Origin of the sequence: Shewanella sp. 5_MG-2023 (assembly GCF_030547465.1) — a bacterium.
Lineage (GTDB): Bacteria > Pseudomonadota > Gammaproteobacteria > Enterobacterales > Shewanellaceae > Shewanella.
Window position 1 is genome coordinate 42,732 of sequence record NZ_JAUORC010000013.1, and the last position, 17,538, is coordinate 60,269.

General features: G+C 41.5%; 16 protein-coding genes. 7 read left to right on the plus strand and 9 right to left on the minus strand.

Going from position 1 to position 17,538, the window contains the following annotated elements:
• The first annotated feature begins 40 nt into the window (after window positions 1-40).
• The 3 genes from Q4557_RS09325 to Q4557_RS09335 all read left to right on the plus strand — a co-directional run bounded on the left by Q4557_RS09325 (window position 41) and on the right by Q4557_RS09335 (window position 6,708).
• Entirely contained in the window at window positions 41-928 is an 888-nt protein-coding gene (locus tag Q4557_RS09325; RefSeq protein ID WP_102440073.1) for an acyltransferase, read from the plus strand.
• A gap of 15 nt (window positions 929-943) precedes the next feature.
• A complete protein-coding gene (locus Q4557_RS09330; RefSeq protein WP_303412278.1) occupies window positions 944-1,870 on the plus strand; it encodes an acyltransferase in 927 nt (308 codons plus the stop codon).
• A gap of 380 nt (window positions 1,871-2,250) precedes the next feature.
• Window positions 2,251-6,708: an EAL domain-containing protein gene (locus Q4557_RS09335; RefSeq protein ID WP_303412280.1), complete on the plus strand. Its 4,458-nt coding sequence runs from the start codon at window positions 2,251-2,253 to the stop codon at window positions 6,706-6,708.
• A 104-nt stretch (window positions 6,709-6,812) separates the two neighbouring features.
• On the opposite strand, the gene Q4557_RS09340 is transcribed toward Q4557_RS09335, so the two are convergent.
• Complete coding sequence (locus Q4557_RS09340) at window positions 6,813-7,904, minus strand: branched-chain amino acid aminotransferase (RefSeq protein WP_102440076.1); 1,092 nt, start codon at window positions 7,902-7,904, stop codon at window positions 6,813-6,815.
• A 359-nt stretch (window positions 7,905-8,263) separates the two neighbouring features.
• Between Q4557_RS09340 and zapB the strand changes: the two genes are divergently transcribed.
• Window positions 8,264-8,464: a cell division protein ZapB gene (gene zapB / locus Q4557_RS09345; RefSeq protein WP_055026159.1), complete on the plus strand. Its 201-nt coding sequence runs from the start codon at window positions 8,264-8,266 to the stop codon at window positions 8,462-8,464.
• Here the strand turns inward: zapB and Q4557_RS09350 are convergent.
• The 7 genes from Q4557_RS09350 to Q4557_RS09380 form a co-directional block, all read right to left on the minus strand.
• Window positions 8,461-8,673 carry a DUF1107 domain-containing protein gene (locus Q4557_RS09350; protein ID WP_102440077.1) on the minus strand — a complete coding sequence of 71 codons (213 nt, stop codon included), beginning with the start codon at window positions 8,671-8,673 and terminating at the stop codon, window positions 8,461-8,463. The genes zapB and Q4557_RS09350 overlap by 4 nt on opposite strands.
• Before the next feature lie 341 nt (window positions 8,674-9,014).
• A complete protein-coding gene (locus tag Q4557_RS09355; protein ID WP_102440079.1) occupies window positions 9,015-9,629 on the minus strand; it encodes a thiol:disulfide interchange protein DsbA/DsbL in 615 nt (204 codons plus the stop codon).
• Window positions 9,630-9,779: 150 nt separating this feature from the next.
• Window positions 9,780-10,892: a serine/threonine protein kinase gene (locus Q4557_RS09360; protein WP_102440080.1), complete on the minus strand. Its 1,113-nt coding sequence runs from the start codon at window positions 10,890-10,892 to the stop codon at window positions 9,780-9,782.
• Entirely contained in the window at window positions 10,885-11,208 is a 324-nt protein-coding gene (locus tag Q4557_RS09365) for a DUF3630 family protein (protein WP_303412285.1), read from the minus strand. Before Q4557_RS09365 ends, Q4557_RS09360 begins: the two co-directional genes overlap by 8 nt.
• Window positions 11,209-11,255: 47 nt before the next feature.
• Window positions 11,256-12,767, minus strand: coding sequence for a YdiU family protein (locus Q4557_RS09370; RefSeq protein ID WP_303412286.1), 1,512 nt, complete (start codon window positions 12,765-12,767; stop codon window positions 11,256-11,258).
• Between the two features lie 66 nt (window positions 12,768-12,833).
• Complete coding sequence (locus Q4557_RS09375) at window positions 12,834-13,175, minus strand: hypothetical protein (RefSeq protein WP_102475785.1); 342 nt, start codon at window positions 13,173-13,175, stop codon at window positions 12,834-12,836.
• A gap of 224 nt (window positions 13,176-13,399) precedes the next feature.
• A complete protein-coding gene (locus Q4557_RS09380; RefSeq protein ID WP_102475786.1) occupies window positions 13,400-14,200 on the minus strand; it encodes a hypothetical protein in 801 nt (266 codons plus the stop codon).
• Between the two features lie 315 nt (window positions 14,201-14,515).
• On the opposite strand from Q4557_RS09380, the gene Q4557_RS09385 reads away from it, so the two are divergent.
• From Q4557_RS09385 to Q4557_RS09395, 3 genes are all read left to right on the plus strand, one after another.
• Window positions 14,516-14,932, plus strand: coding sequence for a nitrous oxide-stimulated promoter family protein (locus Q4557_RS09385; protein ID WP_102440295.1), 417 nt, complete (start codon window positions 14,516-14,518; stop codon window positions 14,930-14,932).
• A gap of 42 nt (window positions 14,933-14,974) precedes the next feature.
• Entirely contained in the window at window positions 14,975-15,892 is a 918-nt protein-coding gene (locus Q4557_RS09390) for a hypothetical protein (protein ID WP_102475787.1), read from the plus strand.
• 263 nt (window positions 15,893-16,155) lie between these two features.
• Entirely contained in the window at window positions 16,156-16,728 is a 573-nt protein-coding gene (locus Q4557_RS09395; RefSeq protein ID WP_102475788.1) for a YSC84-related protein, read from the plus strand.
• Between the two features lie 148 nt (window positions 16,729-16,876).
• Here Q4557_RS09395 and Q4557_RS09400 read toward each other — a convergent pair whose 3' ends face one another.
• Window positions 16,877-17,431, minus strand: coding sequence for a hypothetical protein (locus Q4557_RS09400; protein ID WP_241901006.1), 555 nt, complete (start codon window positions 17,429-17,431; stop codon window positions 16,877-16,879).
• Window positions 17,432-17,538: the final 107 nt, after the last annotated feature.

The window sequence follows — 17,538 nt, forward strand, 5'->3', positions numbered from 1 at the left end:
ATCACGGAGTAACATAAGCTTCCATTTACAGGAGAGCTAGATGCCGCTGTTAGCAAAAATTAAAGGATCTATAGCATTTATTTGCTATGTCATAAATACGATCGTCTGGGTTACACCCATTCTAATTTTTAGTATTTTCAAACTATTACCCATTAATGTTATTCGTAAAATATGCAGTTATATTTTAGATAACTGTGCCAGTGCGTGGATCAGTGTTAATGGTGTTATCGAAGCCATTTTTCATCCCGTTACCATAAAACTAAGCGGTGATGATCAGTTTTCTGAAAAAGAATGGTACATGGTTATAGCTAACCACCAGTCATGGGTCGATATTTTAGTACTTCAGCGTGTTTTTAATCGTAAGATCCCATTTTTAAAGTTTTTTTTAAAACAAGAGCTCATATTTGTTCCCATATTAGGGCTTGCTTGGTGGGCGTTAGACTTTCCCTTTATGCGTCGTTATTCGACAGCACAATTGAAAAAGAACCCAAAACTTAAAGGTAAAGACATTGAGATTACCCGTAAGTCGTGCAACAAATTTAAGCATAAGCCTGTCAGCGTGATGAATTTCGTTGAAGGCACCCGTTTTCATCCGCAAAAACACCAAAAGCAAGCTTCGCCTTTTCAGCACTTGCTGAAGCCCAAAGCCGGTGGAATGGCCTTTGCTTTAGATGCTATGGGTGAACACATCAACAAGTTAGTTAATGTCACCATTTACTACCCTAATAAAGTGCCAAGCTACTGGGAGTATATTTGCGGCGAGTTAACTGAGGTTTATGTCGATATTCACATCTCTGATATCCCAGCGACCTTAAAAGGTGACTATAGTAATGATAGGCAGTTTAAAATTGATTTTCAGTCTCAGTTAAATCAACTTTGGCAAGAAAAAGATAAAAAAATCAGCATTATGGCTGAAGAAAACAAATAAGAGGTATTTAGCTACATGCTAGGTTTTTTACCAGGTCCAGTCATCTTTTTTATTAGTAGCAGTTTATTGATCATCAATACCACACTATGGGCAGGTCTCATTAGTATTGGTGGCGTCATTAAGCTGGTCGTTCCTGTAGTTGCAGCAAGAAACGCACTTACTCGCTTAATGAACCGCTTTATGTGGGCATGGGCAAGCTGTAATGGCGGTATTTTATTTCTCATTGCTAAAATAGAGTGGGATATTGAGGGGCTTGAAGGCCTGGATGAACGCGGCTGGTATTTGTTGATCAGTAACCATGTCAGTGGCTTTGATATTGCAGCGCAAACCTATATCTTGCGTAACCATATTCCTATGTTGAAGTTTTTCCTTAAAAAAGAGCTAATCTTTGTGCCCTTTCTGGGTTTAGGCTGCTGGGCATTAGATATGCCGTTCATGAACCGAACTAGCCCTGCTAAGCTCAAGAAGAATCCAAAACTTAAGGGTAAAGATTTACAAACCACCCGCAAGGCATGTGAAAAATTTAAGCATTTCCCAACATCAATTATTAATTATGTGGAAGGCAGCCGTTTTACTGCAGATAAACACAAGCGCCAACAGTCGCCTTATAAATATTTGTTAAGGCCAAAGGCTGGCGGCATTGCCTTTACCCTTTCGGCAATGGGCGAGCAATTTACTGGGTTACTTAACATGACCTTAGCTTATCCTGATGCTGACACAGAGAAAGGCGCTTTGTATGAGGTCATGTCTGGGCGTGTTAAAAAAATTGTGGTCAGAATTGAGCAAATGCCAGTACCTAAAGTGGATGCTGAAGATTATTTCTCTAATCCTGAAACCCGAGTTGAATTTCAGCGCTGGTTAAACCAAGTTTGGTTCGAGAAGGATCAGCAGTTAGATGGTATTTATAAAAAATACCTTAATGACACATCTACGCCCAAATAGTACTGTTTAAAATCAGCCTAAAAACACGCTTAATTGCGTGTTTTTTGTTTTTAAACCAACAAGCTTCATCAAAACAGTTAAGCCAACAACAGTTTCTCAACAAGCATAAAATCAGCAAACTTAAATGTAATTTGAAAAAAACTATATTACTCGCGTAATATGGTTATAATTCAACAATAAAAACTTTAAATCGCTGGCAACATATACAAATAAACTAGCGGTACGCCCTGTTGTAAGCATGTTTATAAATTAGATATTAATTAACAATGTGCAATTTGGCATCATTCTTTACCCATTATAATTATTACAGGTGCAGATTGAATTTACGTTTTTCCTTAGCCTTGAAAACATGCTTATGCATTTTGGTGCTCTTCACCTCAATGTCAGCTTCCGTCTATGCAATTAGCCCACTTAATGACAATCACCTGTTAGCGTTTGAACAATTTGAAGCCTCTAACGACTTAAATCAAAACTCTGTCACTAAACTGTTCAAAGATAGCTCAGGCATGTTATGGGTTGGCACTCAAGATGGCTTACACAGTTATAACGGCATTCAATTTGATGTGTTTGTTAACGACAGTAATAATCCCACCAGTATTGCCGGCAATTACATTACCGATATATTGCAATCATCTGATAGTGACTTATGGGTGGCAACCTTTTCCCAAGGACTCAGCCGTTTAAACCTCAGTAATGGTGAGTTTACTCATTTTGGGAGTGCCCAAGGGTTAACAGACTTAAAGCTAACTAAACTCACGTTAATTGATAATAGTTTGTGGATAGGGACTCAATCAGGTTTATTCACCCTATCACTGCATACCAATAAAATAGCAAAAATAAGCTTAAATAATGCTATCGATCCTCATATCACCAGTATCGCCAATATCGATGACAAATATATTTTTGTTGGCACCCAAGCCAGTGGCACTTACGCCATTGATAGCAACAACATTATCCGCTTAGATATCCCACCCAACCTGCGGGTCAATAGTATAAAAACCAGTCATGATAAAAGCGTAGTGTGGTTAGCGATTAGCAATCGACTGATCAGCTACGATCTGATTAGCGGCGAACAAACCACAATTTGGATCAATAACCAAACTAAAAAATACAATCAAATAAAAGACTTTGTCATCAATGGTGATAAACAAATATGGGCCATTGGCGCAAACGCTGGGTTAATTCAATTGGATTTAATTGGTGATACATGGCGCAGCCGCATCCATAAATACGATCCCAATAGTCGCCAATCTATTAGCGAAGACAATCTACAAAGCATCATGCTCGCAGAAGACGGTAACCTATGGTTAGGCACTCGCTACTCAGGAATTAATAAGCTTAACCTCAATCAAGTGTATTTTAACCATATTTACGAACTCCATCCTAGCAAGCCTAAAATGGCCAATATGATCCGGGCGATTTTTCGTGATGATCAGCAGCGTTTATGGATTGGCACTGAAAGCGCAGGCTTAAAACTATTTGATGAGCAGCAAGGTAGTTTTTATTACTACAACGACCTATTTGCTCAGGCCCTTAATGTACATGAAGCAGAGTACCCGTTAACTGTACATGCCATCACCCAAACCCAAGACGGTAATCTGTGGTTTGGTACTAATCACGGGCTGGCACAATTAACGCCAGATCAGCAGCTGTCATTTGTGCCTTTAGCTGATAATAGCGCTTCAGACTCGCTGCTGATCCGTAAATTTGCTCAAGATGATAGCGGCCGACTTTGGATTGCTAGTAAGTACGGCTTATATTTTGTATTGCCAGGTGAAGAGGTTATTCATCAATACAATTTTGATTTTCAGACTGAATTTGTCCCCAGTAAGCGCCCAATATTGTCCCTTACTTACCATAACAACAGCCTGTGGCTCGGCACAATGGCAGGCTTAGTCAGACTAAAACCTGACACACAAGAACTCATTCTCAAAAGCCGCCAAGCAGCCGACACTAGCACACTCAGTGATAATCGTATTCGAGATTTTATTGTCACTGCCGCTGGTGACTTATTAATGGCAACCCATAGCGGCGTCGATAAAGTTATCGAAACCACTAATAACCAACTGCAATTTGAGCCCTTAAGTGAACCGTTAAAGCAGCACACGGTTTATGCCATGTTAGAAGACGATGCTCAAAACCTGTGGCTTAGTACCAATTCTGGTATCGCCAGAGTATCGACTAGTTTAGAGTATATGTTCTTCAACCCATTTGATGGAGTGCAAGCTGCGGAGTTTAACGGCGGGGTTAAATTTAACGATACTGATGGCCAGCTGTGGTTTGGCGGCGTTAATGGCATAAATCAATTTAATCCACTATTGGTTCCAGCTAAAAGACCTAACACTAGAATAGCCCTAACCAGTTATCATTTGGGTGAGCAGCATTTTCCATTATTAAATTTGCAACAGCCACCAGCATTACAAATGCCCTACTCTGATAAAACCATTGGTTTTACTGTCAGTGCACTCAATTTTGACTACCCAGGATTACAGCAGTTAAGTTACAAGTTAGTCGGCCAAAATGACGATTGGGTTGAGTTAAATCAATTAAATGAGATCAGCTTTAGCAACTTACCCCCCAAAGAATTTGAACTATTAGTGCGTTTTACCCTCGAGGATAATCCCTATACAGAGCCGCCTTTTAGCATCAAATTTACTGTGGTGCCGCCCTTTTACCTAAGTAAAGGCGCTTACGTCATTTATGGCATTGCGATGATGTTGCTAATGACGTTTTTCATATACCTAAAGCAATTAAAGCGTGAAAAACAACGTGAGTTTGAAATCAGTATCCGCGCTTCAGAAGAACGTTTAAAGCTAGCATTATGGGCTTCTGGCGATGGTATGTGGGACTGGAATATCCGCGACAATAAAGTTTACCGCACCAATACCGTGCCCTCACAACGGGTAGTAGCAGATGACGATCAAGCACTGATCACTCATATCCACCCAGAAGATAAAGCCCGCGTGACTCAACAGCTAAATGACCATTTAGCCGGAAAAGCTGAGTTTTTTGAAGCTGAGTACCGCGTAGAAAAGCAGCCAGGTAAATGGATATGGTTAATGGATCGCGGCAAAGTCGTTGAATGGGACCAGCAAGATAAACCGGTTCGCATGGCCGGTACCCATAAAGATATCACCGTCAGAAAAGCAACTGAAAATGAATTAAAACTCTCAAGCCAAGTACTACACAGTATGAACGAGGCCGTAGTGGTAGGCGAACTGGATTATCGAGTCCGCACGGTAAACCCTGCGTTTAGTCGTATTACCGGTTTTGAATCTGAAGCCATTGCTGGCAAACACTTTCTATATTTAGCTTACGGCAAACAGTCGCGCGCCTTTTATCATAATGTGGAATTACAACTGTTAAGGAAAAAGCATTGGGCTGGCGAAATTAATATTCGTACTAAAGATAAAAAAGGCATTTTGGCGTGGCTGGAGATCAATCAGGTCATCGATACTAAAGGTGAAACGAGCCACTTTGTTGCGGTATTTACTGATATTACCTCCCGTAAAAAAGCCGAAGAAGACTTACGCATATTAGCCAATTTCGATCCGCTCACCAGCTTGCCAAACCGCACCCTATTTCAAGACAGGCTTAATCAGGCGATCACCAAAGCCCATCGCTCTAAAGATATTGTGGCGTTATTCTTTTTGGATTTAGACCGCTTTAAGCACATTAATGACTCCATGGGTCATCATGTGGGGGATTTATTATTAAAAGCGGTGGCGATTCGATTGCAAAACTCGGTGCGCGATGGCGATACTGTTGCTCGTCTCGGTGGCGATGAATTTACCATTATTCTTGAAGGGCTCAGCAAAATAAAATCTGCTGCTGTTGTGGCAGAAAAAGTATTAAACGCCTTTAAGAGTCCGTTCTTATTGGATGATAAAAATATTACCGTATCACCTTCTATCGGCATTAGTTTGTACCCTAATGATGCCAGCGACAGTACCTCATTAATTAAATATGCAGATACTGCCATGTACCATGCTAAATCTTTAGGGCGTAATAACTTCCAGTTTTACACTGAAGATTTAAACCAATATGCCACCCGTCATGTAGAGCTTGAGGCAGGCCTTAAACAGGCGATTCAAAATAATGAAATGTATCTGGTATATCAGCCCAAGTTTGACATTAAAACCAAGCGGATTATTGGCGTTGAAGCCCTACTGCGCTGGGAAAGTAAAACCCTTGGATTTATCTCACCAGTGGAATTTATTCCGTTAGCGGAAGAAACCGGGATGATTAACGGCATTGGCCATTGGGCCATTGATCAGGCCTGCAATCAATTAGCTGAATGGCATCAACAAGGCTTTGAGCATATTTCTGTGGCTGTTAACTTATCAGCAAGACAACTTAAAGCCGATATTATTTCCACTATTGAAGTGGCCCTTGCGGTATCAGGGTTACCCGCCAGCGCTCTGGAGTTAGAGCTGACAGAGTCGATGATCATGGGTAACCCGCAAGACTCAGTCACAGTATTAGCCCAGCTAAAAGCCCTAGGCCTTACCATTGCCATTGATGACTTTGGTACTGGTTACTCAAGTTTAAGTTACTTAAAGCGCTTCCCTATCGATACCTTGAAAGTTGATAGAGAATTTGTCCGCGATATTATTGATGATCCTGATGATGCCGCTATTACCAGCGCCATTATTACTCTGGCCCACAGCCTTGAACTCAATGTCGTGGCAGAAGGCGTTGAAACTGAGGCGCAATTTGACTTCTTAAAGCATGAAGGCTGCGATCAAGTGCAGGGCTTTTTACTCAGTAAACCACTGACTGCTGAGGACTGTTTAGCAAGGCTAAGATTAGATAACCAGCAGGAAAAACTAGCATAGCATTAAAGCGATTCAATAAAAATCGACACAGCTAAACCCTATACTCCAAGCAATAAAAAAGGCTCAAATGAGCCTTTTTTATTGTCTGAATTTATTCAGTTTAGCTATGGCGCGACACGCTCAACACGCTTAACCCAGCCTTCAGGTCCTTCAAGCTCACCTTTTTGCAGTTGGGTAAATATTTGATAAATACGCTTGATGCAAGGGCCAACTTCACCATCACCAACTGTAACAATACGGCCATCTTCAAAGATGTACGAGCCCACTGGCGATACCACGGCTGCAGTACCAAATCCGCCCGCTTCAACAATTTCACCGGCTTCGATATCTGCGATAAATTTGTCCAGCATAATGGTTTCTTGGCGCACTTCACATCCCAATAAATGGCCAATTTCTAGCATAGATTGCGAGGTAATGGACTTTAAGATAGTGTCAGTAAACGTCGGGATAATTACAGTGCCATCTTTGAGGATATGGAAGTGGTTCATTGCGCCCACTTCCTCAATCTGCTTGTTGTTCGCATCAAGATATAACACTTGGGCAGCGCCATATTCAGCAGCGGCTTGCCCCGCTCTTAACGATGCTGCGTAATTACCGGCCGCTTTTGATGCCCCCGTGCCGCCTGATACCGCGCGGTGGAATTTTTTACTGATCAGTAATCGAATCGCTTTATTCACCCCATCAGCGTAATAAGCACCACTTGGGCTTAAGATCACGCAGAAAGTAAAGTTCAAGCTTGGGCTCACTGATAAACGATCTTCGGTAGCAAAAATAAAAGGCCGAATATATAAACATGCGCCATCTTGCATTGGAAACCACAGCCTATCGACATCAATAAGCGCATTAATGGCTTGCAGTTGAATGTCTTCAGCAAGGTTAGGAATACATAAGATATCTGCAGAGGTATTTAAACGTTGGGCATTCTTATCCAGTCTAAAGGTGTAGATTTCACCATCGTCATGCTTAAACGCTTTAGCACCTTCAAAGATGGACTGACCATAATGAAGCGCAATGGCGCCCGGGGCCATTTCAAACGGCGCATAAGGCTCAATGCGAGGGTCACACCACTGGCCATCTCGATAATCCATTAAAAACATATGATCGGTTCTGAGATTACCAAAGCCTACATTGCCTTCTGGTTTAAACTGCTCAGTACGACGCGACGATGCCGCTTTTAAATTATATTTGATGTCCATTTGCTACCACCTTAAAAACAATGCTAGCAGACTATGAATCATCAGATGTAATGTCAAGCAAATGGATAAAGTGGAGCACAATTAAGCGTCAATCGAAGTTCACAATAATTAAAACCATAAAATTAGCCGTTAAAGCATGGTAAACCGCAACAAATAAAGTTTTATCATTTCACTGAAAAAGCACAGGATGTGGCGGTTTTTAGCTTAAAACAAGCCACTCACACTGACAGATGGATAAAGCTTACAAAATAGTAGCCAAAGTCGTTCTTTTTTTAACCACTTAACGAATTTGGCTATTCCTTAAACCCCAGTCACTGCTAGAATCAGCATTCCATCCAGAAACTATTAGGACTCCCGATATGAGCCTTGAATTACTGTCCCAACTGGAAGCCAAAATCCAGGCAACTCTTGAAAATGCAGAGCTACTAAAAATGGAGCTTGAAGAAGAGAAGCAAAAGAATGCTCAATTGACTGAGACTAATCAGCAATTGCAACAAGACCTAAACTCTTGGAACGATAAAGTGAATGGCCTTGTCGGCTTACTCAATAGCGAAAGCTAAACTGTGTTAGTTTCAACATGCTGAGCTACTAGCATTTGGTTAAGCTCAGAAACAGCCTGCTTTACTTTTGGCAGGCTTTTTTTCGGCATTAAAAAACGCCCCTTTCTAAACTCTAAACACCCTAAGTCTTTTACCCAAATCACCCCAGTTAAAAAAATTCGCGCATGTTTAACGATGAGTTTAGGTGCATATACCGGAAACCTTCTCATGGAGACTCCTTTGGCTATATTTCATTTTACAACTCAAATTTGGACAAAAAAACCGCAAAAGAGTTTCATTAAAATCGATCTTTTTCCGCTTCAAAATAACTCAATGTAAACAAAACGTAACAAGCCAGTAAAATGACGCTTGCCATTTTTTTGACACCTTGGTAAAGTGACTTCGTTACTCAGGGTAAATAACGAGCCAATTGGCTCAACACCGCACTGTTTTAAAATGCAAATTTTAAAACATGCGGTTTTTTTTTGCTCTTTTTCAGCCACTAATAAATTAAAGATACAAAAAAGGAGCCATTGGCTCCTTTTGTCACGTGGGAGGTTAAACCCTCATGTTACTTGTCAGCTGTCGCTAAGTAATAAGCGATGTCTAATAGCTCATCGTAAGACTTAATCGCACCTGTCTCAACACGGTATTTACCGTTAACCACTAACGAAGGCACACCAGAAATTTTTGCATTCTGAGTATCACGCTTCATTTTAGACATTTGCGCATTCACCATGAAAGACTTAGCTGCTGCATCAAAATCTTTACCGTCAACACCGTTAGCAATAAACACCATACGGATATCATTTAAGTTGGTGAAGCGTTGCTTTTTGTCATGGATTGCAGCAAAAATAGCTGGTTCAACTTTCTTTTCAACATTGAGCTGATGAGCAATAGCGAAAGCACGTGACATTTCTACGCCCATATCTGCGCCAATAAACTCAACGTGTGCCTGATTAAAAGCCACACCTTCTGGAAGGGTCGCTTCAATTTTTGGTACTACAGTTTTTGAGAAGTTGTAACAATGCCCGCAAAAGAATGAGAAAAACTCAGTAATTTCAGGCTTTGATGTGGCTGGGCCTTCGTTAATCACAGTGTAGTGCACACCTTCTTTATAGTCTGCTGCGGTTGCCGCCATTGGGGCTAATAGTAACGCTGCAGCCATTAATAATGCTTTTTTCATCTTGTTTCCTTTAGTATGCAATCTCAATTATGCCGTAGCATAGTTAACGCTAATTTATCTAAATCTATAATAATGTAGATTATCTCTTATGCTCAAGACCTTATCAGGATCATTTGTAACAATCTACGTTATGGTTTGCCAATTACTCAATTAAAAACTCATCAAGCTTAATGGCTCTTCATCCAGCGCTGAAAGTTGCTCTTTAAACGCTAATGTTTGCTGTTCCCAGTATTTGATATCACCAAACCATGGAAAGTTCCTTGGAAAAGCAGGATCTTGCCAGCGTTTTGTTAGCCAGGCATTGTAATGGATCATTCTCAATGCCCGCAGCGGCTCAATCAGCTTAAGTTGCTTGTGGTCAAAATCACAAAACTCCTCATAGCCTTCAAGTAATACATCTAGCTGTAATAACCGTTGGGCTCTATCACCAGTGAGCATCATCCAAATATCTTGCACCGCAGGTCCTTGGCGAGCATCATCTAAGTCAACAAAACCTGGGCCATCTGGGGTCCATAAAATATTGCCTGGATGCAAATCACCATGAAGCCGTAATGTCGGAAATTGATGCTGCGCCAATACAGACTTGGCCTTGGCCAACACTTGCTGCGTGACAGTGAAAAACTGCTGACTAATGGCCTCAGGCACTTGCCCTGACTGCTGTAAATATTGCAGCGCATCATCCCCTAAAATTTGGCAGCTTAAGGGCTCACGATATTGAAAGCTCTCTTTACTAGCATATTGATGTATCCGGCCAATAAAGCGACCAACTGCTTCAAGTTGATCAAGGTTATCCACCTCAAATGCGCGGCCACCAATAGAGGGAAATAAAGTAAAACGATAACCTTTAAATTCATGCAGGGTTTTACCCTCAACAATCACAGGTACTGCAATGGGGATATCTTCAGCAGCTAACGCGAGTGCGTAATCATGCTCCTCTTGAATTTGATTATCACTCCAGCGATGGGGGCGATAAAACTTCACCACATAACGATTACCGCGATCGCAGCGAAATTGATACACCCGATTTTCGTAACTATTTAACGCCAGCAACCCCGTTTCAGGATAGATGTTAACACTCTCAATGGCATCGAGAATTAAATCAGGCGTTAAGGCTTGATAATGAAAGCAAGCCTCGTCAGCACTAGCCTTTGGCGCGATATCGTTAAGATGTGATTCCGGTTCTATTACATTACCCGACTTTTCCTGACTATCGATATCTTCGTCATTATCTAGATAGTCGTTGTCAGCATTGTCATTATTCATGTGTATCCTTTACCGCATTGGCAGTGATCAGCGGTTGTAGCAAGGTGATTAAATATTCTAGCACTTCAAGATCGGCTTCTACTTCCGTTGATATCCAACAAATATCGCCGTAAAACTCATAGTTAAGCCACAGCTGACTGCCTTCAAAATTAAGCTGCCATTGGTGCCTATCTGCGCCCCATAAGCGATCGCTAATATCACAATCCATTGCCAAGGCTAAGGGCTCAGCAAACGCTTCAAACTGCTCAAAATCTATTTCTGCTGAAATTAAAATGCTCAGCGAGGCTTTATCTAATTGCACCGAACGCAATAACATGATGTTCCTTTAAATAAGTTGCTTAAATACCTTGTTACTATGACTGACTAGCTACTACAAGACATGATTAAGCCTTGTCCCCATTGGGGTGGTCTATTGGCATAATGGTCTAATTCTGGTTGCTCAGCATAGGGCTGAGTTAACAGAGTATGCAGCTCTAACAATTTACTATTGTCGCCTTCTTCCACCGCCACTATGGCTTCTTGGGCTAAGTAGTTGCGTAAAATATACTTGGGATTCACACTATTACGCTGTGCTTGCCATTGGTCAATATCATCAACCTTTCCAACCCGCTGCTGATAACTTTTATACCAGTCGTCAAATTTGGGTCTATCGATTATCTCATCACTAATATTGGCGTGGACACTGGTTATGTCTAACTGACCAAACGCCCTGAAAGTATTGGTATAGTCCAATAAATTATGCTGTAACACATGGCAAAATCGGCCAATGAGATCTAAGTCGGTTTTATCTTGCTCTTGGGCTTGCGCCGTGGTTTGCTCACTGACACTCAAGCCCATTTTAGCGCGCATGAGCAGTAAATATTGCTGCACTAACTCAGCTTGATAAGTATTCAGCACAGCCACTAAATCATCTGACTCAATGACGGGCGTTAATGCTTGGGCTAAACGTTGCAGGTTCCACAGGCCAATGCCAGGTTGCTGACCAAAGGCATAACGGCCCTGGGGATCGGAGTGATTACAAATAAAGTCTTCTTTAAAAGTATCTAAAAAGGCAAATGGGCCAAAATCAAAGCTGTCACCAAGAATCGACATGTTATCAGTATTAAGTACCCCATGAGCAAAGCCTACCGCTTGCCAGTGGCCGATTAAAATAGCAGTATCTTTTACTACTTGGGTAAACCAGGTTTTATAGCCTTGATAATCTTGAGTTAAATGCGGGTAATGCTGCTTAATGGTGAAGTTTAGTAACTGAATTAGTTTATCTTTACCACCTTGGTCGCTATGGCAAAAATACTCAAAGTGACCAAAACGAATATGGCTTTTGGCTAAACGCACTGTAATCGCCGCAGTTTCTTGTGATTCACGCCATACCGGTAAGTTAGAGCCAATCACCGCTAATGCTCGGGTGGTCGGAATCGATAATGCCGCCAAGGCCTCGGATGCTAAAAACTCCCTTACCGCGGAACGCATAACCGCCCGACCATCACCACTGCGAGAATAAGGTGTTGGCCCAGCCCCTTTTAAGGCCACATCCCAAGCTGACGCGTTATTAGCTGTTTTACTTGTAGCATTAGGGTTTGCCTGCGCTTCGCCGAGAATAATTGAGCGCCCGTCCCCTAATCGTGGGCTATAACCACCAAATTGATGGCCACTGTAAACTTGCGCATAGTAACTTGCCCCAGGCATAGCGTGATTACCTGACAGTTGCAGCAGTAATTCATCATCACCTTGGGCGTTAAGTTGGCCTCTTTGCGCGCCAATTAATTTGGCGGCGTCATCACTCCAAGCCAGCCAATGGGGTTGACTGATAGGCAATGGATAGACCTGCGAATAAAAGCCTTCCAGTTGTTCAAAATAATCCTGTTTAAACTGCATTTAACCTGTTCCTTGGGTCTACAATAGCCTGATGGCGAAGGCTAATAACTCACTACTGGCAAGGTTTTATTGACAGATAATGACATTGTCATCATTGACTTGGCATAACTGTTTGCATTGATAGCCTTTATCAATGGCAACCGGTATTGCGGTGGCATTTTCTAGCTGGTTAGCATCCAGTGGATGGCTGTTTTTGCCGCTTAATCTCAGCATGCCCTTGGCTTTAGCTTGGCATTGTTCAAGCGTATCGTAATAACCTGCTATAAATTTGGCGTTGATGGGTTGCTGCGGCGCTTTGGCTTCATCCGCATAATAAAACAGTGTCCATTCTGGGGTACGAATACAGCCGGTTAGCCCCATGATAGCCATGAATAAAAACAGCGTATTACGCATTTTACGATTCATCATTTAAACCTCTTTAAGCATGCTTATTTTCACCCTAAGTTGCACTTTTAATCTCAATATTTAGCTACAGGATTCCAGTAGCTACATTCAGTTCCACACTTTTAGGGCAATAAAAAAGCGAACCTAAGTCCGCTTTTCCATACGATAGTGCCATTGTACTAGATCATGGTAAAACCTAATAACCTAAATCATGGTTAAAGCCAATTACCTAGTCTTATTCAATTCACTTAATTACTCGCTTTAGATTTTGCTTTCTCGATACGCTTAATTCGACCTTCAAAACCGGTAACAGTTCCATCTGTTAATTGATAATCAATGGCCTGCTGACAGACTTCAATGGCTTTATCAAATTGCTTAGTATCATTGAGCATGGTTGATAATTGCATAAAGCCTATGCCTTTATCATCTGCAGCAGTGGCGTTTTGCTGGCGATACTGTTGATAAGCTAACTGATAACGCTGGGTCAAACCTGCGCCGTATTGGCAGTAATCAGCTTGTTTACGTAACTTGTAACTGTGACTAATAATACTGAGTAAACTCAGATGCTGGGCCTGTAGTTCAGCACTTGCATCATATTGGCAAACTAAAGCCGTAAATGCATCACTTGCCCATGCACCTGTTGCAGGTAAAGCCGCTGTAATAGGTTTATTCTCTGGCTCTGGCTCTGGCTCTGGCTCTGGCTCTGGCTCTGGCTCTGGCTCTGGCAGCTCATAAGACTCAGTCTCGACTATTTGTTCAACTGTTGCTTCAACTTCATCTACGGCAGTGACTACAGTATCTTCATCTTGCACAGGGCTTGGTTCTAATTCTTGAGCTATTGATTCAGTCTCAAGTTCAGTATTATCTTGGGGTGCTGACTCAATCTCAGATGGGGCTGAGGCTATATCTGTTATCTCAGCTTCTGGCTGCGGATCTGCCTGAGTTGGTTCTTTCTGCTCTAGCTCTTGCTTAGCAACGGTTTGGGTTCGACGATAAAGATAAATACCCAGCCAAACCAATAAAACAACGACAATAATTTTAATAATCATTTATAACACCATATTTGTGTCATGCTGTGTGCATTTGAATAGTTTTGGAGTTTACCATTCCTAGCCTATCCGAAGAAGGAAGCTTCATTTTTCTGCTTGAAAATCAAACAAGCTGAACTAATATTAATAAGCTATTCTTAGGACAAAAATCAAGTGTTTATGTCGCTTTTATGCTCGTTAACACAATAAGCTGACATTATTTTTAGCTTTTGTTTTTATGTGCTCTAGTTCAAGCTTATTAAGCATTTAATTGAATAAACAGACTGTGATTAGGTAAACTAGCCATACCCGAGTGATTTACTATGGTATTAACACATGACAATAAGCGCGATCCTATCAGGCAAGCTGTTATATGAATTCAACACAATGAATGCTATGGCAAAAATTTATTGCCGGGCTCATCATCAAATTGCGTTACAAACGGAAAATAGCCAAGGCTTGTGCCCAGATTGCATTGAATTGCTTGAATACGCAGAAACACGCTTAGATCGCTGTCCTTATGGTCAACAAAAGCCGACATGCAACAAATGTCCTGTGCATTGCTACAAACCGCACATGAAACAAAAAGTGCGTGAAATCATGATTTACTCTGGCCCAAGAATGCTGCTTCCCCATCCTATTATGGCGATAACGCATTTGCTCGCAGAAAGAAAGCCCGCACCTGGCAAACCGCCCGAAGCGGCGTCAAACCGTCATATGAGAAAACAGAAAAAACATAATAATGCTGCTTGATAAAGCGTGATTTAAGATATGACTTAACGATAAACAAAGGGATTGGCCATCGTAATTAATCAGTTTTTTTCACAGGCGTATATTTGGCTATCATTACTCGCTGGCATACATTGCTTGGGAGTAGGTTTTTACGTCCGCTATATTTTTGCTAATAACGACAGCAGCACCAGCCATAGTAATCGCTTACTGGGCGCCTTATTTATTCTGATCTCGCTATTCTTTTTTTCAGCCAGTATCACCCGCGAAAATGCCCCAATTCAAATTCATTTTATGATGACGTTAATGGTGCCATTTTACTTCTTACTGATGCCCTTACTGTACAGCTATTGCAAAGCGTGTTTACAAATTAAAACCTCTGACCTCAATTTCGTCAAACATATACTTACTACGCTAATTTCCATGGCGGTTATTGTTGTCACTGTATCGTTCAATATTGGTATGGTTCCCGATGCATCCCATATTCAAGTCAACAACATCAGTGAATTAGTCACCATTAATAAAATAGCCCTAGTCATGCCTGCCATTATTTTAATTCAAAGCGGGATCTATTTTTTCCTTATCATTAGCGCGTTAAGTCGTCATAGAGTCGACAAACATCAAAGCTTAAAAAATGTTAGATTTAGGTGGTTATTACTGCTTACTGGCGGCATTTTACTTAATTGGGTTTTACGATTGGTATTGGTGTTATTACCCTTCTATTTTGGTGACACTATTTCTAGCTATGCTGTTGGCATCGTCAGATTATGTCTATTAGCGACCATTTATGGGTTTGCCATATACGGACTACACCAAGTGACCCGACTGGTATTTTTACGTATCAAGGTCAATAAAACACCCCAGCATCATAGTGCCAAGCTGCTACTGGATAATGAAGAACTTGATTATTTAAGAAGTGTTATCAGTGATGACAAAGCCTCAGATCAGGGTTTAGAGAACAAGTCAGTCCCAAAAACTAAGTGAAATTAACTTCGCCAGATAAAGGCCACAGCCTGAGCCAACACCTGTACAAACAAGCTCAATTAAAGAGGATATTAAGTGAGTTATTTACTCACTGCTAGATTTAAATAACAACACCACTCATTTAAATACTCAGCACCAACTGAACTCATGTTAGTTTTAAGCACCTAGTAGCAATATTAGGCGTTTTTATTACAGCTTTGTTCAGCTTGGGTTTGCTATGCTAAAGCTATCATCACTAAAGTTTGCTTATCACAGGAGTTTTTATGAAAAATATATTGTCATTGCTAGCGGTCACATTCGTGCTTATCGGACTGACATTTTCCAGCTCAGCTCACGCTGACAAATACGCCGAAGCCATTGCCGATTTTAAAAAGGCCCCCGAAGTACAAGGTTTTTTTGATAGTGCCTACGGCTATGCGATTTACCCAACCGTGGGTAAAGGCGGCTTTGGTATCGGTGCGGCCTACGGCTCAGGCAAGGTATATAAAGGTGGTGTTTATAGTGGTGATTCAAGCGTGTCACAACTTTCTATTGGCTTCCAATTAGGTGGACAAGCTTATAGCGAAATTATTTTCTTTAAAGATGCTGAAGCCTATAACGACTTTACCAGTGGTACCTTTGAGTTTAGCGCCCAGGCATCTGCAGTGGCCATTACTGTTGGCGCCAATGCACAAGTGGGCTCAACAGGTAACTCAGCAGGGGCTGGCAATGCAGGCAACCGTACAACAGCTAATGCTGCTTATATGAATGGCATGGCGGTTTTCACTGCCGCGAAAGGCGGATTGATGTATGAGGCGGCTATCGCAGGCCAATCATTTAGTTTTGATGCTAAATAGCCATGACTATCAAAAAACTAAATTTACATAGACTTTAAATCACTGCCCTTTCAATTAATCATGATCAATAAATCAGGCTACCTTGGCAGCCTGATTTATTGCACTTCAAGTACTTGCCACTGTAAGCAATGTATGGCTTCAGCGATACTTACTCATGACCCCAAGGCGTTGGCGGCAGCGCCACTGGCTTGGTTAAATCAAAATCCACTCTAAAATCACGATTTTCGCGGGTTAAACGATAAGTGAAGACTGTTGGCTCAATGTACATATGCCACACGTTAGTCACTGACGCTGTTAAGCCATTTTCATTAAAGTTAGCAATTGATTCAGCATCGACAGGAAATGATTGCTCAGTTGCAGTGCCCATGTCAGCAGTGTCGCCACCGTACATGGTGACTTTGTCTTCAGTGCCATCTTCATGACGGTGATCATGCTTTAAGCGCAAGCCTGAAGTGGTTTTGGTGATAACCCAAGTACGAGAGTGATCGTCACCCACATGAAAAGGAATTTTAAGCTCAGTATCGCTGCATTCACGTACGTGCATGATTAATGCTTTATTGCTAAAAGCTGAATCAGCTTCGTTGCCCGCAGTCACCTCACCCGCATACGCTTTACCACAATGCACAGCAAGCGCATCAAAGTAACTGTCTTGTACACTAGCGTAAGTGGTAGATTCATCATGATCATGACTGCCATGTGCCATAGCAGTAGCGGGGATCAGATAACTCAATACAGCAGTGGCCAATATTTTTTTCATTATTATTCCTTGGGGTATTTATTTTATTTTTTAATCATTCATTTAAACCATGG

What these genes read in the sequence shown, in the direction of transcription:
- Q4557_RS09355 (WP_102440079.1), bottom strand. Translation starts at nt 9,629, where the DNA reads ATGAAAAAAGCATTATTAATGGCTGCAGCGTTACTATTAGCCCCAATG.
- Q4557_RS09375 (WP_102475785.1), bottom strand. Translation starts at nt 13,175, where the DNA reads ATGATGAATCGTAAAATGCGTAATACGCTGTTTTTATTCATGGCTATC.
- Q4557_RS09350 (WP_102440077.1), bottom strand. Translation starts at nt 8,673, where the DNA reads ATGAGAAGGTTTCCGGTATATGCACCTAAACTCATCGTTAAACATGCG.
- Q4557_RS09365 (WP_303412285.1), bottom strand. Translation starts at nt 11,208, where the DNA reads ATGTTATTGCGTTCGGTGCAATTAGATAAAGCCTCGCTGAGCATTTTA.
- Q4557_RS09400 (WP_241901006.1), bottom strand. Translation starts at nt 17,431, where the DNA reads ATGGCACATGGCAGTCATGATCATGATGAATCTACCACTTACGCTAGT.
- Q4557_RS09330 (WP_303412278.1), top strand. Translation starts at nt 944, where the DNA reads ATGCTAGGTTTTTTACCAGGTCCAGTCATCTTTTTTATTAGTAGCAGT.
- zapB (WP_055026159.1), top strand. Translation starts at nt 8,264, where the DNA reads ATGAGCCTTGAATTACTGTCCCAACTGGAAGCCAAAATCCAGGCAACT.
- Q4557_RS09380 (WP_102475786.1), bottom strand. Translation starts at nt 14,200, where the DNA reads ATGATTATTAAAATTATTGTCGTTGTTTTATTGGTTTGGCTGGGTATT.
- Q4557_RS09385 (WP_102440295.1), top strand. Translation starts at nt 14,516, where the DNA reads ATGACAATAAGCGCGATCCTATCAGGCAAGCTGTTATATGAATTCAAC.
- Q4557_RS09325 (WP_102440073.1), top strand. Translation starts at nt 41, where the DNA reads ATGCCGCTGTTAGCAAAAATTAAAGGATCTATAGCATTTATTTGCTAT.
- Q4557_RS09360 (WP_102440080.1), bottom strand. Translation starts at nt 10,892, where the DNA reads ATGAATAATGACAATGCTGACAACGACTATCTAGATAATGACGAAGAT.
- Q4557_RS09335 (WP_303412280.1), top strand. Translation starts at nt 2,251, where the DNA reads ATGTCAGCTTCCGTCTATGCAATTAGCCCACTTAATGACAATCACCTG.
- Q4557_RS09340 (WP_102440076.1), bottom strand. Translation starts at nt 7,904, where the DNA reads ATGGACATCAAATATAATTTAAAAGCGGCATCGTCGCGTCGTACTGAG.
- Q4557_RS09395 (WP_102475788.1), top strand. Translation starts at nt 16,156, where the DNA reads ATGAAAAATATATTGTCATTGCTAGCGGTCACATTCGTGCTTATCGGA.
- Q4557_RS09370 (WP_303412286.1), bottom strand. Translation starts at nt 12,767, where the DNA reads ATGCAGTTTAAACAGGATTATTTTGAACAACTGGAAGGCTTTTATTCG.